The sequence below is a fragment of the Pannonibacter sp. genome, assembly GCF_051860505.1.
Taxonomy (GTDB): Bacteria; Pseudomonadota; Alphaproteobacteria; order Rhizobiales; family Stappiaceae; genus Pannonibacter.
Genome location: NZ_JBHYDX010000018.1, coordinates 37272 through 54786, shown reverse-complemented (window position 1 = coordinate 54786; position 17515 = coordinate 37272). Strand labels below are relative to the sequence as shown.

Annotated in this window: 14 protein-coding genes and 1 riboswitch; of the genes, 6 read left to right on the top strand and 8 right to left on the bottom strand. The window is 62.8% G+C overall.

All coding sequences use genetic code 11. From position 1 onward, the window contains the following. Positions 1 to 367: 367 nt before the first annotated feature. The 4 genes from ACTIFE_RS13790 to ACTIFE_RS13775 form a co-directional block, all read right to left on the bottom strand. Positions 368 to 1678, bottom strand: coding sequence for an OmpP1/FadL family transporter (locus ACTIFE_RS13790; protein ID WP_439529735.1), 1311 nt, complete (start codon positions 1676 to 1678; stop codon positions 368 to 370). Between the two features lie 558 nt (positions 1679 to 2236). Beyond that, positions 2237 to 3331, bottom strand: coding sequence for a TRAP transporter substrate-binding protein (locus ACTIFE_RS13785; RefSeq protein WP_439529734.1), 1095 nt, complete (start codon positions 3329 to 3331; stop codon positions 2237 to 2239). Continuing rightward, positions 3328 to 4140, bottom strand: a complete 813-nt coding sequence (thiD, locus tag ACTIFE_RS13780) for a bifunctional hydroxymethylpyrimidine kinase/phosphomethylpyrimidine kinase (RefSeq protein WP_439529733.1) — start codon at positions 4138 to 4140, stop codon at positions 3328 to 3330. Before thiD ends, ACTIFE_RS13785 begins: the two co-directional genes overlap by 4 nt. 38 nt (positions 4141 to 4178) lie before the next feature. Next, positions 4179 to 4931, bottom strand: coding sequence for a hydroxyethylthiazole kinase (locus tag ACTIFE_RS13775; protein WP_439529732.1), 753 nt, complete (start codon positions 4929 to 4931; stop codon positions 4179 to 4181). A 104-nt stretch (positions 4932 to 5035) separates the two neighbouring features. Further along, positions 5036 to 5139, bottom strand: a riboswitch (TPP riboswitch). A 124-nt stretch (positions 5140 to 5263) separates the two neighbouring features. Between ACTIFE_RS13775 and ACTIFE_RS13770 the strand changes: the two genes are divergently transcribed. After that, positions 5264 to 5500 carry an Lrp/AsnC ligand binding domain-containing protein gene (locus ACTIFE_RS13770; protein ID WP_106752999.1) on the top strand — a complete coding sequence of 79 codons (237 nt, stop codon included), beginning with the start codon at positions 5264 to 5266 and terminating at the stop codon, positions 5498 to 5500. Between the two features lie 55 nt (positions 5501 to 5555). Here ACTIFE_RS13770 and ACTIFE_RS13765 read toward each other — a convergent pair whose 3' ends face one another. Then, entirely contained in the window at positions 5556 to 6611 is a 1056-nt protein-coding gene (locus ACTIFE_RS13765) for a DMT family transporter (RefSeq protein WP_439529731.1), read from the bottom strand. Between the two features lie 311 nt (positions 6612 to 6922). On the opposite strand from ACTIFE_RS13765, the gene ACTIFE_RS13760 reads away from it, so the two are divergent. After that, positions 6923 to 7588 carry a hypothetical protein gene (locus ACTIFE_RS13760; protein ID WP_439529730.1) on the top strand — a complete coding sequence of 222 codons (666 nt, stop codon included), beginning with the start codon at positions 6923 to 6925 and terminating at the stop codon, positions 7586 to 7588. Positions 7589 to 7616: 28 nt separating this feature from the next. Here ACTIFE_RS13760 and ACTIFE_RS13755 read toward each other — a convergent pair whose 3' ends face one another. Both ACTIFE_RS13755 and ACTIFE_RS13750 read right to left on the bottom strand, forming a co-directional pair. Further along, positions 7617 to 9917, bottom strand: coding sequence for a xanthine dehydrogenase family protein molybdopterin-binding subunit (locus ACTIFE_RS13755; protein WP_439529729.1), 2301 nt, complete (start codon positions 9915 to 9917; stop codon positions 7617 to 7619). 126 nt (positions 9918 to 10043) lie between these two features. Then, a complete protein-coding gene (locus tag ACTIFE_RS13750; protein WP_439529728.1) occupies positions 10044 to 10694 on the bottom strand; it encodes a TetR/AcrR family transcriptional regulator in 651 nt (216 codons plus the stop codon). Positions 10695 to 10787: 93 nt separating this feature from the next. Between ACTIFE_RS13750 and ACTIFE_RS13745 the strand changes: the two genes are divergently transcribed. From ACTIFE_RS13745 to ACTIFE_RS13735, 3 genes are read left to right on the top strand one after another with little or no spacing between them, the layout of a single operon-like run. Then, on the top strand, positions 10788 to 11963 hold the full coding sequence (locus tag ACTIFE_RS13745) for an HlyD family efflux transporter periplasmic adaptor subunit (RefSeq protein WP_439529727.1): 1176 nt from the start codon (positions 10788 to 10790) through the stop codon (positions 11961 to 11963). Beyond that, on the top strand, positions 11963 to 13162 hold the full coding sequence (gene devC, locus ACTIFE_RS13740; RefSeq protein WP_439529726.1) for an ABC transporter permease DevC: 1200 nt from the start codon (positions 11963 to 11965) through the stop codon (positions 13160 to 13162). The genes ACTIFE_RS13745 and devC overlap by 1 nt, the downstream gene beginning before the upstream one ends. A 16-nt stretch (positions 13163 to 13178) precedes the next feature. Beyond that, on the top strand, positions 13179 to 13889 hold the full coding sequence (locus ACTIFE_RS13735) for an ATP-binding cassette domain-containing protein (protein WP_439529725.1): 711 nt from the start codon (positions 13179 to 13181) through the stop codon (positions 13887 to 13889). Between the two features lie 66 nt (positions 13890 to 13955). Here ACTIFE_RS13735 and ACTIFE_RS13730 read toward each other — a convergent pair whose 3' ends face one another. Continuing rightward, positions 13956 to 15617, bottom strand: a complete 1662-nt coding sequence (locus ACTIFE_RS13730; RefSeq protein ID WP_439529724.1) for a long-chain-fatty-acid--CoA ligase — start codon at positions 15615 to 15617, stop codon at positions 13956 to 13958. 540 nt (positions 15618 to 16157) lie between these two features. Here ACTIFE_RS13730 and ACTIFE_RS13725 point away from each other — a divergent pair. After that, positions 16158 to 17450, top strand: a complete 1293-nt coding sequence (locus tag ACTIFE_RS13725; RefSeq protein WP_439529723.1) for an ROK family transcriptional regulator — start codon at positions 16158 to 16160, stop codon at positions 17448 to 17450. The last annotated feature ends 65 nt before the right edge of the window (positions 17451 to 17515 follow it).

Below are 17515 nucleotides of genomic sequence, written 5' to 3'. Positions count from 1 at the left end.
TTAGACGCGATTCAGGTATCAGGAATATGACAGAGAGCGGAATGCGGCGGTTTCCGTCGGCCCGATTGACTAAATCCCTGAAAAGAAACGGCGCTTTATGACAGCATGCTTAACGCCACCATGGCCTTCATGACACCGCAGACAACAAAAAAAGCCGACGCGATGCGCCGGCTTTGAGCTTGATGACAAACCTCGACCCCACTGCCGTCATCCCGGCCAAGCGTAGCGCTGAGCCGGGACCGGAGAGACCTTGGCACTCCGGTCCCGGATCTTCGCTTCGCTGCGTCCGGGATGACCAAAGAGGGTTTGTCAGCAGTCTGAAAGCCGACGCGATGCGCCGGCTTTCTTTTACTTCAGAGCAGACATGTCAGAGCTTGCCACCCCAGCGATAGCGGAAGGCTGCCGTAAAGATGTTGACATTTGCATCGACATTCGCGGTCAGGCGACCAACGCCCGGGTTGTAGTCCTGATGCCCGGGGCCGATGTCGATCTTGGTCTTCTCCGGAATGATGTGCGTGTAGCCGAGATCCAGGGACATGTTTTCCATGACCTTGTAGCTCAGACCGGCCGAAAGCCAGTAACGGTTGTTGTCTGGCAGGCGAGCTGAACGGATCTTGTCGTCGATCGGGGACAGTTCATAGGCAAGGCCGGCGCGCAACGTCAGCTTTTCATTGTAGTCGTACTCGCCGCCAACGGCAAAGAACCAACCGTCATTGTAGTTAAACTTGAGATCCGGCGTTGCCGTGGTGCCAGACTTCGGCTTGGTGTGAATGGTGCCAAGACGGCTCCAGTTGGTCCACTCGACGGTGCCGGCAACCCGGAACGCATCCGACACCCGCTGCTTGACAGAGAAGGTGACCATTTCAGGGGTCATCGTCGACGCAGTGATGCCTGTGGTCATCGCCGGGAACGGCGTGCCGGAGGGAAGCGCCACGCCGGCCGGCTGGATGTATTTGCCGTCAAGCTCGTGCGACACAGCCGAACGGAAGCCGAGGCCGAACTCGGTGCCCTCCATCGGCTTGACCGTTACACCCGCCGTCACGCCAAATCCGATATCGCTGCCCTTCACTTCGGCCGTCTGCGCCGTCGAAGACAGCGGGAAAGCCGATTTCAGGCGAACCTGCAGATACTGGATCTGGAGGCCGGCGCCGACCGAGATCATGTCGTTGATGCGGTAGCCGACGGTTGGGGTGAAATTGACCGAGAACACTTCCGACGAGCGGTTGTACCACTTGCCGGACCAGTCCGGGCTCGGCTTGGTCGCCAGACCGAACGGTGCGGTGATCGACATGCCGACGAACAGGTCATCATTGACCTTGTAGGCATTGTAGCTGGCCGGAATCCAGGCATCGGAGCCGATGTCGCCGGTTTTGCCAGAACCCGAACCGATCCACGGAATAGACCCCTTGGTGAAGGTCGCATCCAGATCCGCGCTCGGCACGATGAACGAGTTGTGGGATTCGAAGGTGATCCCCTCGCCTGCGCCGGTGATCGTCGCCGGGTTCCAGAACATCGACGAGATGCTCGGGCCGGTGGTGCCGTTGCCGGCGAAAGACATGCCCTGGTAGTAAGCGCTCTGCTCCCGCAGCGCGAAGCCGCCCGCCTGGGCCTGTCCGGCCACCGCGATCAGGCTCAGCGCCGAGCCGCACAGAGCAGCAGCCTTGAGTGCACGGTTCATATTCAAGTTCCCTCCCAAAAACATTCGTGTCCGCTCTGCCTAGCTTTCACGATTGCAAGGAGGATCAGTAAAACACGAGACAAGTGCAATTGCCAAAATCAGCAGTGCGCGGGCAGGCCTAGTCATGTTGCAGCGCAAAAATGACGGGAACTTAACCGCATTCCCCAACGTCACCCCTGCCGATAACGTCGTTTTCTTCTGCTTCACCCTGTTTCCTGCAACGCCCAGACTCTCAACTCGCACCTTGCCTAATTTTTGAGCAAATTCGCAGCTCCACAGAACGGACATATTTTCGTCACTTGCGTTGCTGAACTGCAACAGGTCGGGCAGCAATCCCTGGTCGATGGGGGGGCGCCCGCCCTTGGCGAAGTCCGCCCGGAAACAGGGAGTATCCCGCTTTCCGACGGGAGACGGCACCCGGTTCCGGCCAGAACCCTGCCAGAACCCTGCCACCGCATTGACCAGGACGATTCGGGGCAAGCGGAATGCACCCAGCACCCCGCCACCCGAAAAGCCGTGAGCGGGTCACAAGTCCTGTCGGGCCTTTACGGGTGCTGGTCAGGCTCCATCGCGCGCGCTCAGAAACCGCTGGACGGAGACGCGGCTCCACGGGGCCAGCCGCGCAATCGCCGCAGTGTAGCTATCAAGGATCCGCCCCGACAGGGCATCCCGTGCCGCGAAATCGGCCAGAACCGCCGCACTCTCCTTGCGCAGACCCGCAAGGACATCGTCGGGATAGAAGCGCACGTCAACGCCATCGTCCGCCTGCAGGGAAGCGAGCGCCCCCGCGTTCATCCATTCGCTCTCGGTCAAAGCCAGCGCGTTCTCTGCCCGGCAGGCCTCAAGCACGATGGCCCGCAGGTCGTCCGGCAAGCCGTCAAGGGCGACCTTGTTGAACAGGGCTTCGCCCGTTCCGTTCGGCTCGTGGAAACCCGGCGCATAATAGTATTTTGCCACTTTCTGGAAGCCCATCGCCTTGTCGCTCCAGGGCCCCAGAAATTCGGTCGCATCAATCACGCCGGACTGCAGCGCCTGGAAGATTTCTCCCGGAGGCAGGGCAACCGGCGTTGCGCCCAGACGCCGCAGCACCTCGCCTCCCAGCCCCGGCATGCGGATCTTGAGGCCCGCCAGATCATCCAGCGACGTGATCTCGCGCTTGAACCAGCCGCCCATCTGCACGCCGGTGTTGCCGGCCATCACCGGCTTGACGCCAAAGGGCGCGTAAAGTTCATCCCACAGCGCCTGACCGCCCCCCTGTTCGATCCAGGTCATGTGTTCGAGCGGTGTCAGACCAAAGGGGATTGCGGTGAAAAACACGGCGGCCGGCATCTTGCCTTGCCAGAAGAACGATGCGGTGTGCCCCATCTGCGCCGTGCCGGACGAGACAGCGTCGAGCACGCCGAGCGCTGGAACCAGTTCACCGGCGGCCGCCAGTTGCACCCGCATGCGGCCACCCGAGAGCTTGCCGATCTGGTCGCAGATGCGCTGTGCCGTCACGCCCGGTCCTGGCAGGTTCTTCTGCCAGGAGGTCACCATCTTCCATTCGATGGTCGCAAGTCCTTTTGCCAACGCGGGCGCAGCCAACGTGCTGGCGGCACCGGCCAGACCAAGGCCGAGCGCCTTGCGGCGGGACAGTGTCAGATCGCGGGTCATTCAGCGGCCTCCCAGACGGCGTGGAAATGGTGCACCGGTCCATGTCCGGTGCCAATTGCAAGATGATCGGCGGCCCGAATGGCCGCGGTCACATAGGCCTTGGCAGCCGCCACTGCGTCCGGCAGTGCGAGCCCGCGTGCCAGTCCTGCCGTGATGGCCGACGACAGGGTGCAGCCCGTGCCGTGGGTGTTGCGGGTGGTGTGGCGCGGCGCCGAAAACCAATTCTCGCTCCCCTCAGCGGTCAGCAGCAGGTCCTCGCTCTCCGGTCCTTCGCCATGGCCGCCCTTGAGCAGCACCGCACGGGCACCAAGGCCGAGCAGTGCACCAGCCTGGATCCGCATGTCATCGCGGCCGATGGCGGTGGGAACGCCGAGCATGCGCGCGGCCTCGGGAAGATTGGGCGTGATGAGCGACGCCCGTGGCAGCAACTCCGCGATGATCACCTGCACAGCCTCAGGCACCAGCAGCGGATCGCCAGAGGCCGCCACCATCACGGGGTCGAGAACCACCGGGCGCGGCGCATGGGCATCAAGCCCGGCCGCAACGGCAAGGATCACGTCCGGACGGGACAGCATGCCGATCTTGATCGCATCGACCGACAGATCCCCCAGCACCGCATCCATCTGCGCGCGGACGAACTGCGGCGGCACATCGTGGATCGCAGTGACACCGTGGGTGTTCTGCGCCGTCAACGCGGTTAGTACGCTGGCGCCGTAGACGCCGAGCGCAGAGAAGGTCTTGAGATCGGCCTGAATGCCGGCACCGCCGCCGGAATCCGAGCCCGCAATGGTCAAGGCAATTGCTGTCATTGGGATACCCCGGGTTTAAGGAGACAGGATGAGGTCGGTCAGGCGAGCCGCAGCTGGTCTGTGAGGGTTCTGGCGTCGAGGCCATGGAGTGCATCGAGAAACGCGGGCACGAAACTGCCCGGCCCCCTCGCCTCACGCGCGGCCAGTTCCCCTGCAATCGCCACAAAGCTGAGACCACTCGCGGCGGCCAGCAGCGGATCAGGTTCCACCGCCAGACAGGCGCCCAGCACGGCACCAGCCGCGCAGCCCGTGGCCGTCACGCGGCCCATCATCGGATCGCCATTGGCAAGACGGAGCTGGCGGCCGCCGCAGGACACGACGTCGACGGCCCCTGTCACCGCATAGGAACTGGCACCCAGCCGATCCGCCCCGCCCAGCGCGGCAAGTTCGCCTGCGTTGACCTTGAGCAGCGTTGGGGTCCGCAAAAGCAGATCCTTGGCCAGCGCCAGACGGGGCGGCGAGCGGTCAACGAAGACTGGATCGAGCACCCAGGGCTTGCCGTCCCGCTCGGCGACCTCCAGCCCGAGCGCAAAGGCGGTGCGTCGGGTGTCATCCAGCGTGCCCAGATTGAGCAGCAGGGCGTCGGCACTTGCCGCAAAGGCGGGGACTTCCTCGGCCGCCAGCGTCATCGAAGGGATGGCCCCGAGTGCCAGTAGCACATTGGCGGTGAAGGCCTGGGCAACGGCGTTGGTCAGGCAGTGGACACGTGGAGCCCGCTGACGCAGCCGCTCCAGGACACCAGCCATGGCGTCCGCCAGCGCCTCACGGGAGTGATCAATCGAACTGCTCATGCCGCCTCTCCAAACAGATGGGAGGCGAGCAAATGCTCAGCGAACGGCAGCAGCAATGTCGAGGATATCATCTGGCAGCGCATCAAAGGCGCGCCCGAATACAGCAGGCGTATCATCCCAAATCCCTCCGCCGGCACGACCCGGATCAGGTTCAAGGAGTTGGCACGATGCCTCTCAGCCCGGAATTCGGGCACCCCCATGAGACAGGAAGACAGCTAACAAGAGCGGCGGCGCATTGCAAGAGGCGATGGCATGTGTTGACGCAGCCGCACCAATCGGCCATTCCACCTGTCACAGGGTAGCATCCGGACGCTGCCCCGCGAGGAGCCGCCATGAAGCCGTTTTTCATCATGATCAAGTGCAACCTGGGCGACACCTACAAGGTGGCGAACGCAATTGCCGACGCCGAGATTGCCTCGGAAATCTACTCGACCAGCGGCGACTATGACCTCCTGGTGAAGGTCTATATCGAAGACGGCGAGGACATCGGCCACTTCGTGAACCAGAAGCTGCACTGCCTCGATGGCATCCGCGACACGCGCACCATCATCACCTTCAAGGCCTTCTGAGATCAGATCCGGCTGCGAGTGATGAACTGCGCAGCCGAACCGCATACTTCGGTCGTCAAGGCCGCATTGGCCCTCCGGCCTTGCGCGCCCGTGTGTCGTCCCGGCCAAGCTGCCGCTCGCGGAACATCACAAAAAGTCCGGCAGCGGTCACGATGAGCGCGCCGACGATGACCTGCCAGACCGGAACCTCGGCAAAGAACATCCAGCCCAGCAGCACCGCCCAGATCATGTTGGCGTAGTCGAACGGGGCAATCGTCGAGGCGTCGGCATAACGGTAGGACTCCGTCATGATGATCTGGCCAACACCTCCTGCAAGCCCGACAAAGATCAGGAGCCCTGCGGTTTCCCAATCCGGCAGCACCCAGGCATAGGCAGGATCAAACCAGCCAGCCGGGATCGTCAGCAAAGCCATCAACGACGCGCTGGCCGAGAACCAGAGGACGATGGTGGAGGTGCGCTCGGTCTCGCACAACTTGCGCACGAAAATCATCGCCATGCCGGAGAACAGCGCCCCGATGGCAGCCGCAAGGGCGCCGAACCAGGTCGCTTCGGTGATCTGCAATCCGCCCATGTGCGGTGACAGGATGATCATGATCCCGGCAAAGCCGACGGCCACCGCGCTCCAGCGATAGACGCGGACCGTTTCGCCGAGGAACAGGAAGGCCAGAACGACTGTAAACAGCGGCGAGGCAAAACCGATCGCTGTGGCGTCGGGCAGCGGCAGGTATTTCAGCGCGGTGAAGGAGCAGGCCATGGCCAGCATGCCAACCGTCGCGCGTCCGATATGCCCGAGCGGCTGGCGGGTGTGCATCGCTGAAACCAGCTCGCGCCGCCAGAGCAGGATGACCAGCACCGGAACAATGCCGAAGAAGTTGCGCGCAAACACAACCTGTCCGATCGGCACCCGCTCGGCTGCGATCTTGAGGGCAACCACCATGATCGAGAAAACGAGTGTGGAGGCAACCTTCAGGCCGATGCCGAGGAGCGGCTTGTGCTCCGTCCGGTCGACGGCCTGCGGCGGGATCGTATCCTCCTGGCGATCCTGCAATTCGCCATCTGGCCGGGTGGGAGCGCCGTCATCTCGAGGTGTCCCTGCGTCCTTCAACGCCATGGTCATGTCCTTGTCGCCAGCTCTTTGATCTGGAGGTGGCCGGCTGGGGAGCCACTTCTTGGGGAGGAAAGGAGGGCAAGAGTCCGCCACGATGAGACCGATTTCAAGACGGCAATCATGGCGGCGAGATGGCAGGATTGAACGAGTCGCAGGCTTACTGAAGCAAGCTACCCGGCCAAGGTCAAGCCGGGAGTACGAACGGCTGGAAAAGGGCAAAATTCCTTGCGCCGCCAGTCATCAAGTTGTCAGGTGAAGGCCTTGCAATTAATGATAGATCTGCAAATGCTGGAAGAGTCACGGGGAGCCGCGCGATGGAAAACATCTCCATACCTGCTGCAGCGGCGGTAACCGCAAGCGTCTCGGTCGTCATATGGGTCGCGACACGCCTGTTCGACTGGATCAAGGACTGGCGGGCAACACGGCGCGAAAACCGGAACTATATCCGCGCGCTCTATGCCGAGATCGACTTCAACACTTATGACATGGAACTGTTCCAGTCGCAGTCCGCGTCAATCAAGGCAGTGGTAGACAAGGTCCGGAGTGTTCAGGACTTCATTCCCCACATCACCGACGCGCGTCACACTGACATCTATCGATCAGACGTGTCTAAAATTACATACGTTAATAACGATCTCACCGGCCAGTTGGTGTGTTTTTACGGCTTTCTTGAGAAGCTCAAGACACAGATAGATGGCATCCATCTCAAGAGCTTCATTCTGATCTCTGCCGATGGGCGCGAGGCGACAATTCGCGAAATCTTCAAGACAGTGCAAGATTGCGCGACTTTAGGGCGCACAATACTAGGTGTGATGGAACTGGAATATTCAGCGCTGCCTTTGCGCCGCACACCACGAGATGTCCCGCAAACAGACAGGAACACGACTAACCTCGAGGAGAGGCGCCTGCAATTTCTTTCAGATCTTGATCGGGTCCGGACCGCGCATCAGAATTCTCCTCTTTCACACCCAACCAGATAGCACTTTCTGGCGAAATTTTCAACGACCACTACCGGGCTGCCTGGATCGCCTGCCACACCTTCTGCGGCGTGGCTGGCATGTCGATGTGTTGGACGCCGGCGCCCTCGCGCAGCGCCATCTGCAGCGCGTTCATTACGGAGGCGCAGCCGCCGATGGTGCCCGCCTCCCCCGCGCCCTTGATGCCCAGCGCATTGGTGGTGGAGGGAATGTTGTTGGTCTCGAAATGGATGTCCGGCAGGTCGGCAGCGCGGATCAGCCGGTAGTCGAGCAGCGAGGCGGTCAGCAACTGACCGTCGGCATCGTAGACAGTCTCCTCGCAGAGCGCCTGGCTGATGGCCTGGGCCGTGCCGCCGATCACCTGCCCGGCGAGCAGGATCGGGTTCACCGTGACGCCGAAATCGTCAACGATGGTGTAGTTGGTGATGGCGATGTCGCCCGTCTCCGGGTCCACCTCAAGCTCGCAGACATGCGTCCCGTTCGGATAGGTCGCCTCGACCTGCTTGACCTCTTCCTGACCGGCAAGCGGCTCGGGCGCACCGGCCGCGATCTCGGCCAGCGTCACCATCCGGTCCGTGCCGACGACCCGCACGGTGCCATCGACCAGTTCCAGATCCTCCGGCCCGGCCTCCAGCTTCTCGGCTGCCCGGTCCTTGATCTTCTGCACGAGGCTCTTCGACGCCTTTAGAACGGAGGGCAGCCCGAGCGGAATGGAGCGCGAGCCGCCTGTGCCGCCGCCCTTGCGCACCCGGTCGGTGTCGCCCTGGATGACCTCGATCCGGTCCATGTCGAGACCAAGCTCCTCGGCGATGACCTGGGCATAGGAGGTGGCATGGCCCTGGCCGTTGGTCTGCGTGCCGATCAGCAGCGTCACCGTGCCGTTGCCATTCAGCTCGACGGTGGCTTCCTCACCGCCCGGGAAGGCGCAAGCCTCAATGTAGCAGCACATGCCGATGCCGCGGAACTTGCCACGGGCGGCGCTGTCGGCCTTGCGCGCGGCAAAGCCGGCCCAGTCCGCCACCTGCAACGCCTTGTCCATGTGGGCGGTGAAATCGCCCGTATCATAAAGTCGGCCCGTCGGCGTGCGATAGGGCAGCGCCTCCTTCGGGATGAAGTTGCGCCGGCGGATCTCGTCGGAGGCAAGGCCCAGATCCAGAGCCGCCTGCTCAATCAGCCGCTCGATCAGATAGGCCGCCTCCGGGCGGCCGGCGCCGCGATAGGCATCGGTCGGCACCGTATGCGCATAGACGCCCGTCGCCGTCACATGCAGCGCGGGGATGTCGTAGAGCCCGGTCGACATGGACGTGCCGACGAAGGGAATGAACGGCCCAAACTGGTGCAGATAGGCCCCCATCGCCGCCAGCACATGGATGCGCAGGCCGAGGATCTTGCCGTTTGCGTCGAGTGCCAGCTCCGCCGTCGTCACGTTGTCGCGGCCATGGGCGTCGGTGACGAAGTGGTCCATGCGCTCACCGGTCCACTTGACCGGCCGGCGCAGTTTCTCGGCCGCAAACAGGCAGAGCGGATATTCGCGGTAGACGAACATCTTTGTGCCGAAGCCACCGCCGACCTCGGGCGTGACGATGCGCAGCTGCGAGGGCTCGATGCCGAGGATGTCGCGGGCGATAATGTCGCGCATGCCGTGGCCACCTTGCGTGCCGGCGGTCAGCGTGTAGCGCCCGCTCGCCGGATCGAACTCGGCAACGCAGGCGCGCGGCTCCATGTAGTTAGCGACAAGCCGGTTATTGATCAGCTTGATCTGCGACACATGTGCGGCCGAGGCAAAGGCAGTTTCCGTCTTTGCGGCATCGCCATGGCCGAGCGTGAAGGCGCGGTTGGTGCCGAACTCGGGCCAGACCAGCGGCGCGTCCTCTTGCAGCGCCGCCTCGATATCCACCACCACGTCCAGCGGCGTGTAGTCCACCTCGATCAGCTCTGCAGCGGATTTCGCGATGTTGACGCTGTCGGCAACGATGAAGGCGATGGCATCGCCCACATGACGGACCGTGTCAGAGCACAGGATCGGCCGCTCCGGCACCTTGTGCGTCGTGCCGTCGACCTGGCGCATCACGGCCTTAGTCGGCATCGGCTTCAGACCAGTGAGATCCTCCGCCGTCAGCACCAGGGCAACGCCGGGAACCGCGCGGGCCGCCTCAAGACCGTCCAACTGGATCGTGGCATGGGCCATGGCCGAGCGCAGCACGAAAGCCTGCAGCACGCCCTCCGGCGCGAAATCGTCGGTGTAACGACCTTGGCCCGTAATCAGGGTCGCGTCTTCCTTGCGCCGGATCGGTGCTCCGATTCCGAACTTCTTCGGCGTCATGTCGTTCATCTGGAGGCGGCCTCAAGCTTTGGGGGAAAGCCGGCGACGGGGGAAGAAGCCGCAGGCTTGTTTTGCATTGCGGAAAGAATAGCGCGCGGACGCCCACTCGACCACCCCTGCCAGCCATCACCTGTCTCACGTGTCGCCGGCGAGCCTCAACCCATTCAGCACCAGATCGACATGGGCCGCCTTGAACGCGTCCAGATCAATGGGTTGGTGCCGCGCAAAGGTCAGCTGCCAGATCGCCGCCATCAGTCCTGGGGCAAAGAGCACCATCGGCAGGCGGGCCAACGGCCCATCGCGAAACTCGCCGCGCTCCACGCCCAGACGGACCACAGCACCGATCAGCGCCGTACCCTTGCTGATGACCTCGCGGTGATAGAATTCGGTCAGTTTGGGAAAGCGCGGCCCTTCCGCAATCAGGATACGCATCAGCACATGCGCCTCCGACTTCAGCACCAAATCATAGAGCTGGCCGATCATGTGCTCCAGCAAGGCCGTGGTACTGCCCGGGTAGCTTGAAATCGCCATGCCGATCGCATCGAGATTGCTTGTCAGGCGGGAGCGGACGACGGCTTCGAACAGCGCCTCCTTGCTGTCGAAGTAGCGATAGATCGTACCCTTGACGACCCCGGCCCGCGTCGCGACGTCCTCCAGCCGTGTGCCTTCAAAGCCATTCGCGGCGAACTCCGCAAAACCTGCGGCGATGATTTCGCCCGGCCGCTGTTCCCTGCGGCGCTGTCTCGGCTTCGGTGTCGCGGCCCCCGCCGCAGCGTCATCGATCATGCCAGTTGCCTCGTCGCGGTTATGACGATATTAATGACTCATGGGTCATTAAAAAGATACCCCTCAAGATGTCCCGAACCGGCAGGGAACACAATGGACAGCCAGCCACATGGCACGAGCACGCAGCCTGCGCCCTCGTACCCCGCAAAGACACCGCAACGTCGCCGCTTTTGGGCTCGTCTGGCGGTCGGCGTTGCGCTGATCGGGCTGGTGGCGGCTGGCGGCTATGTGGCTCGGCAGCGGCTGCTGGACGTTCCCACCGCAGCCAGCCCCACCGTGGAGCGGCCAGCGCCACGGGATGCCGCCATTGGTCTTGCCACCCTGTTGCCCGCCAGCGAGATCCGCACCCTCGCCCTTCCATCCGGCTCGACGGACGCGCGTATTGCCGTGCTGGACGTGGAACTCGGGGATCAGGTCAAGGCCGGCGACGTTCTCGCCCGGCTCGACAATGAGGGACGGCTGCAACACGCCGTCCGGCTGGCGGAAGCAATCGTCAATGTGCGCAAGGCCGAGCTTGATCTGGCGCGCGACCGCAATCAGGCGAGCATCGGCGAGGCCCGAGCAGCACTCGCCCGCGAGGAAGCGGCAGCGCTTGTCGCCGATCAGGAACTGGAGCGCACCCGCAGTCTCTTCAATCGCACCTTCGTCGCCAAGGCCGCATTGGACCAGGCCGAGGCAACGGCCAGCCAGGCGCGCCAGCGCGTGGAGGCGGCCAGTGCGACCCTGTCCCGCTATGTCACCGGAGAAGAACTTCCCGCCTCGGTGCTGGAACAGGGCGACATCCGGCTTGCGCTCAGCAACCTCGACCAGGCCGAACGCCAGCTCGATGCCAGCCGGCAGGATCTGGAGCAAGCCTACATTCGTGCCCCGATCAACGGCACGATCATCGCCATCCACGCCCGTGCGGGCGAAAAACCCTCCGGCAGCGGCATTCTGGAGCTGGCGGATACGTCCCACATGATCGGCCGCGCGGAGATCTATGAAACCAGCATCGCGTCAGTGGTCCTGGGTACGAAAGCGACGCTCCAGTCCTCCGCCCTCTCGGACGAGCTGCAAGGCACAGTGTCACGCATCGGACTGCAGGTGCAGCGCCAGAGCATCATCGACAAGAACCCAGCCGCCAACACCGACGCAAGGGTCATTGAAGTCGACATCACGCTGGACGGCCCATCCACGGCCCTCGCCGGCCGCCTGATCGGACTGCAGGCGCTAGCGCGGATCGCACCTGGCCAATCGTCTGGAAAACAGACCGCCGAAGGTGGCCAATGATGACGGCGGCGCGAAAGCCGATCATTGCGCGCGTTCTGACGCTCCTGCTGGGCCGGCTGCCGATCGGCTGGCTGCAGCTGACGCACAACCGGACGCGCCTGATCGCCGCCGTTGGCGGCGTGGCCTTCGCCAACATTCTGGTCTTCATGCAGCTCGGATTCTTCGGGGCCTTGCTGGAGACAATCCGGATGCCCTACCGCCTGCTGGATGCCGATATCTTCCTGACAGCCGCTGATGCGAACACCTTGACGGATGGCAGCTATCTTCCTCGCCAACGACTTTACGAGGCTCTGGCACGGCCTGACATTGAGAGTGGACACGCCTGGTATGTCGGCAAGCTGGACTGGGATCTGGCGCCGGGGCAGTCGATTTCCCTGCAGGTGTTCGGCTTAGATCCGGCAACGCGTCCATTCCGGTCACAAGAGCTGAATGACCTGCTGCCGGCGTTGTCCGTCCCCGATACCGCCTTGCTCGACATGGCCACGCGAACGCTGGACAAGACCCGCTTTGCCAATGCCTCGCTCACAACGCCGGTCTCGCTGGAGCTTGCGGGACGAAGGCTTGATCTGATCGGCGGCTTCCGGATCGGTGGTGGCTTCGAGGCAGACGGTTATCTGATCGTCTCGGACCAGACCTTCATGCGGCTGTTTCCCGCCAGAAGTCCCGGCGCGCCGAACCATATCCTGCTGCGCAAGACGGACGGGACACTGGCGGAGCGCGTCGCTACCGACTTGCGAGAGGTGTTGCCGGCGGAAGACACCCGCGTCGAGACGCTCGCGAGCGCCATCGCCAAGGACCAGAGCTACCAGACGACAAAGCGCCCGGTTGGCGTCGTCTTCGGCTTTGGCGTCATCATCGGCATGCTGGTCGGGATCATCATCGTCTATCAGGTGTTGTCGACCGACGTCGCCGATCACCTGAAGGAATATGCGACCTTCAAGGCGATGGGCTATCCGCGCCGGTTTTTCCTCGGCATCGTCTTTGAAGAAGCCGTCCTGCTGGCCCTGCTCGGCTTCGTACCAGGCCTCATCATCGCCACCGGGTTTTACGCCGTGGTCTCGAAGGCAACCGGATTACCGCTCGAGATGAACATGATGCGGGCCGGCGCGGTGCTGATCGGCACCATTGCCGCCTGTGCCCTCTCGGGCGCGCTGGCCACCCGGCGCCTCAATGCCGCCGATCCGGCCGACCTGTTCTGATGCGAGGATCAAACGCATGACCATGCAATCCTGCTCCGATGTCCTCAACGTCCGAGGCCTCAGTCACTGGTTCGGCGAGGGCGAGGCACAGAAACAGGTTTTATTCGACATCAACCTGACGCTGAAGCCCGGCGAACTCGTCATTCTCATGGGGGCGTCCGGCTCCGGCAAGACGACCCTCCTGACCTTGGCCGGATGCCTGCGCTCGGTCCAATCCGGTAGCATTCGCCTTTTGGGCCGGGAACTGGCAGGAGCGAACGAGACAACGCTCGTTACCAGCCGGCGCCAGCTTGGCTTCATCTTCCAGGCGCACAATCTGCACGACAGCCTGACCGCACTTGAAAACGTCCGCATGGGGCTTGAAGTGCATGGCCGGCCCGCGATGACAGGCTGGGAGGGCAAGTCGCGGGCGATGCTGACTGAGCTCGGGCTCGGCGAGCGCCTCGACTACCTCCCCTCCCGCCTGTCCGGCGGACAGAAGCAGCGCGTGGCCATCGCCCGCGCGCTGGTTGCGAACCCGCCGTTGATCTTTGCCGACGAGCCGACAGCGGCGCTCGACAAGGACAGCGGCCTTGCCGTCGTGCAGCTGTTCCTGCAACGCGCCCGCAGCACCGGCACCACCATCCTGATGGTGACCCATGACAACCGGATCCTCGATCTTGCCGACCGAATCATTGTCATGGAAGACGGACGTCTCAAGTCCGACACCACCCGGCACGCAGCATGACAAAGCCCTCGTCCGCTACGACGGACGAGGGCTTTATGCAGGTTCAATTCAGCCTGATGCGGGAGTTCAGGCCGCTGGTGCCTTGGCCCGCTTGGCAGCTTCCTCCTCGACCAGTTCCTTCTTGGACAGCTTGCCGACCATGGTCTTGGGCAGCGCGTCGCGGAACTCGATCTCACGCGGCATTTCGATGGCTGACAAATGTCCCTTCAGGAAGGTCTTTATGTCGTCTACCGAGACGGAATGGCCCGCACGGACCTTGATGAAGGCCTTCGGTGCCTGTCCGCGATACTCGTCGGGAACAGCGATCACGATCGTCTCCTCGACTGCCGGGTGCTGGTACAGCGCTTCCTCGATCATGCGTGGATAGACATTGTAGCCCGAGCAAAGGATGAGGTCCTTGATCCGGTCAACGAGATAGATGAAGCCATCGGGATCGCGGTAGCCAACATCACCGGTGTGCAGGAAGCCCTCCTCGATGGTCTGCCCGGTTTCGTCCGGCCGCTTCCAATAGCCCTTCATTACCTGCGGACCCTTGATGCAGAGTTCGCCCTTTTCTCCGTCCGCGACCGGTATCGAGCGATTGTCGAGGGCACGGAACTCGATGGTGGTCCAGCTCACAGCCCGGCCAATCGAGCCGGCGCGGCGCGTGTCATCAAGCGGATTGACGGCGGCAACCGGCGAGGATTCAGTGAGGCCATAGCCCTCGACCAGCACGCAATGGGTCAGCTTCTCGAATTTTTCCTTCACCTCAACGGGCAGCGGCGCACCACCCGACAGGCACAGCTTGATGCAGGTCAGGTCGTAATTGGCCGTCATCGGCGAGTTGTTGATTGCGGTATAGATCGTTGGCACGCCCGGGAACAGGGTGGGCCGCGTGCGCTTGATCGTGTCGAGCAGCATCTTCAGCTCGAACCTCGGCATCAGCACCATTTCCGCCCCAAGCACCACGGCAAGGTTCTGCGCCACCGTCATGGCAAAGACGTGGAAGAACGGCAGCACACTGAGCATCTTTTCCTTGCCCATCTCGGCGGCATGGAAAACCAGCTTCATCTGCTCGATGTTGGCCGACAGGTTGGCATGCGTCAGCATGGCGCCCTTCGGTACGCCCGTGGTGCCACCCGTATACTGAAGGACAGCGATATCCTCCTGCGGGTTAATATCGACCGGCATGATCTTGCCGCCGCGCGTCAGCAGGGAGGCAAACGGGATATGGGCCGCATCGACCGGAACCTTCGCCCGCTCCTTGCCCTTGAACAGCGAGAACAGGAGTTTCTTTGGCTGCGGCAGGATATCGGTGAAGGGACAGACGATGATCTTTTCGAGCATGCCATCGCGGCGGACGGCCTCGACCTTGTCATAGATCACCTTGAGATCCAGCGTCACCATGATGCGCGCATCGGCATCACGGGTCTGGAACGCAATCTCGCGCTCGACATAGAGCGGATTGAAGTTGACCACCGTCGCGCCAATCTTGAGCAGCGCAAAATAGAAGATCGTGTAATAGGGCGTATTGGGCAGGCAGAGCCCGACCTTGGTGCCCTTGGTGACGCCCATTGCCTGCAGACCCGCCGCCGTGCGGTTCGTCAATGCGCCGATTTCAGCATAGGTCCAGGTCTTGCCCAGGAAGTCGACAGCCCGGCATTTGCCGTAGCCGTGAACAGTCTCCTCCAGATATTCGTGTACCGGACGCGCCCGGAACACCGGGCCAAATTCCTCCGCAGTCGTCATGGCAGTCTCCACCGTGGTTGCTCCACCGCCCCCACCCGACAGTTCAACGACGACGGATTTCCACCCGCCTCATTCAGGTCACCCCGAACGTCCTTCCCCGTCAAACTGCCCGGAGGCAGATGGTTGTTCCCTTTGCCAAGAACAATCGGTTTCAGCTTTGATCGGCCCTTCCGTTTGCGTCAACCCGCAACGTAACGGCACCTGGCCAAAAAATAGTAGTCCCGTTGCAGGCTGATGCCTGCGACCATGGCCTGTCAACAAGACACAGCAGGACCGGCAGAATTAAAAACCGGAAAGAACATCCGCAACCCCTGGCTGCCTCCTTTGAAACCTGCATCTCGGCCAGATCCCCAGCCAGATTCCGCCCATCGGGCGGGAACTGACGTCGTGTTTTCAAGAATTTCCTTCGCATTGCACCGTCGAAATGCCGCACCGCAAAACAGTTTTCGGATTGACCGGCTGGTCGCCTCGTTATTAATTAATCCAACAATAAATATTCGGTGCTGCCGGCTGGTTCAGCCTTGGCGGGGAGGACGCTGGATGCACAGGACAGAGCCTGTTGGAAGCTCGGGGACCGGGACAGGTCGAGGCAGCAATTCGGCCCAGCTGCGGCGCTACAACGAGCGGATCGTGTTGCAGATCCTGCGGCGCGCCGGCGAGGCCTCGAAGGCCGATCTTGCCCGCGCGGCCAACCTCACCAACGCAGCCATTGGTGCCATCATCCAGGAACTGGCCCGCGACGGACTGATCGAGGAGATCGGCAAGCGTCATGACGGTGGCCGCGGCCAACCGGCCACCATGTTGTGCCTGGCCCCGCGCGGCGCCTTCGGCTTCGGTGTCCGTCTTGGCCGTGCCGGCATCGAGACCGTTCTGGTGGACTTCGCCGGCAGGGTCATCGGACGAAGTGCCCATGACATGATCCTGCCGGTGCCGGAGAAGGCCATCGACATCATCCGGCGCGACATCGAAAGCCTGCATGAACTCCTGACGCCGGCCGAGCGGCGGCGTATCACCGGCATCGGTCTTGCTCAGCCCTTCAATCTTGGCGCCTGGCTGCGTGAACTCGGGCTGCCGGCAGAGAACTTCAAGCCCTGGGACGAGGTGGATGTCGCCGCAGCCCTGGAAGAGGCGACACACCTGCCGGTGTTTGCCGAAAACGATGGCACGGCAGCCGCTGTTGCCGAACTCTTCTATGGCATCGGCCGGCACGAGGATGACTTTCTCTATCTCTTCATCGGTCCGGCCATTGGCGGCGGGCTGATCCTGCATGGGGATGTGGTGCGCGGGCGCAGCGGCAACGCGGCTGACGTCGCCGTCATGCCGGTGCTGCCGAGCGGACTTGCCAGTGCCCCGCGACCGAAGGGCACCTGGGACATTCTCCTGACCCGCGCCTCGCTCGGCGCTCTGGCGCGGCACCTGGCACCCGGCACTGGCCTGCGCCCGTCACGTTCGGATATCGAACTGGCAATCGCCAGCAGCCGGCCTGAGGTGGAAGAGTGGCTGGACGACTGTATTGACGCCCTGACACCGACAGTCAGAGCCGGACATGCCCTGCTGGATGTTCCACTGGTCGTGGTCGACTGTGATGTCGATGGCGGCATGCTGCCACGATTGCTGACCCGGCTTCAGGCGGCACTGGAGGCAAGCGCACCGGAGGCGCGCAGCGCTCCGAGAGTCGAGCGCGGCAGCTTTGGACAGGATGCCGGCGCGCTCGGTGCGGCAAGCTTGCCCATGTTCTTCAACTTTTCACCCCGTGCGTCGATCCTGACAGGGGGAACCAGGGCGGGAGCCGTCAACGGCACGCCGCGCAGTGAAATGCTGCCCCGGGACTGACGGGGAACACAGGACATGCGTGCAACCGCACGCCCGACATCGATCTGCAAGGCAACTGGTCGGCC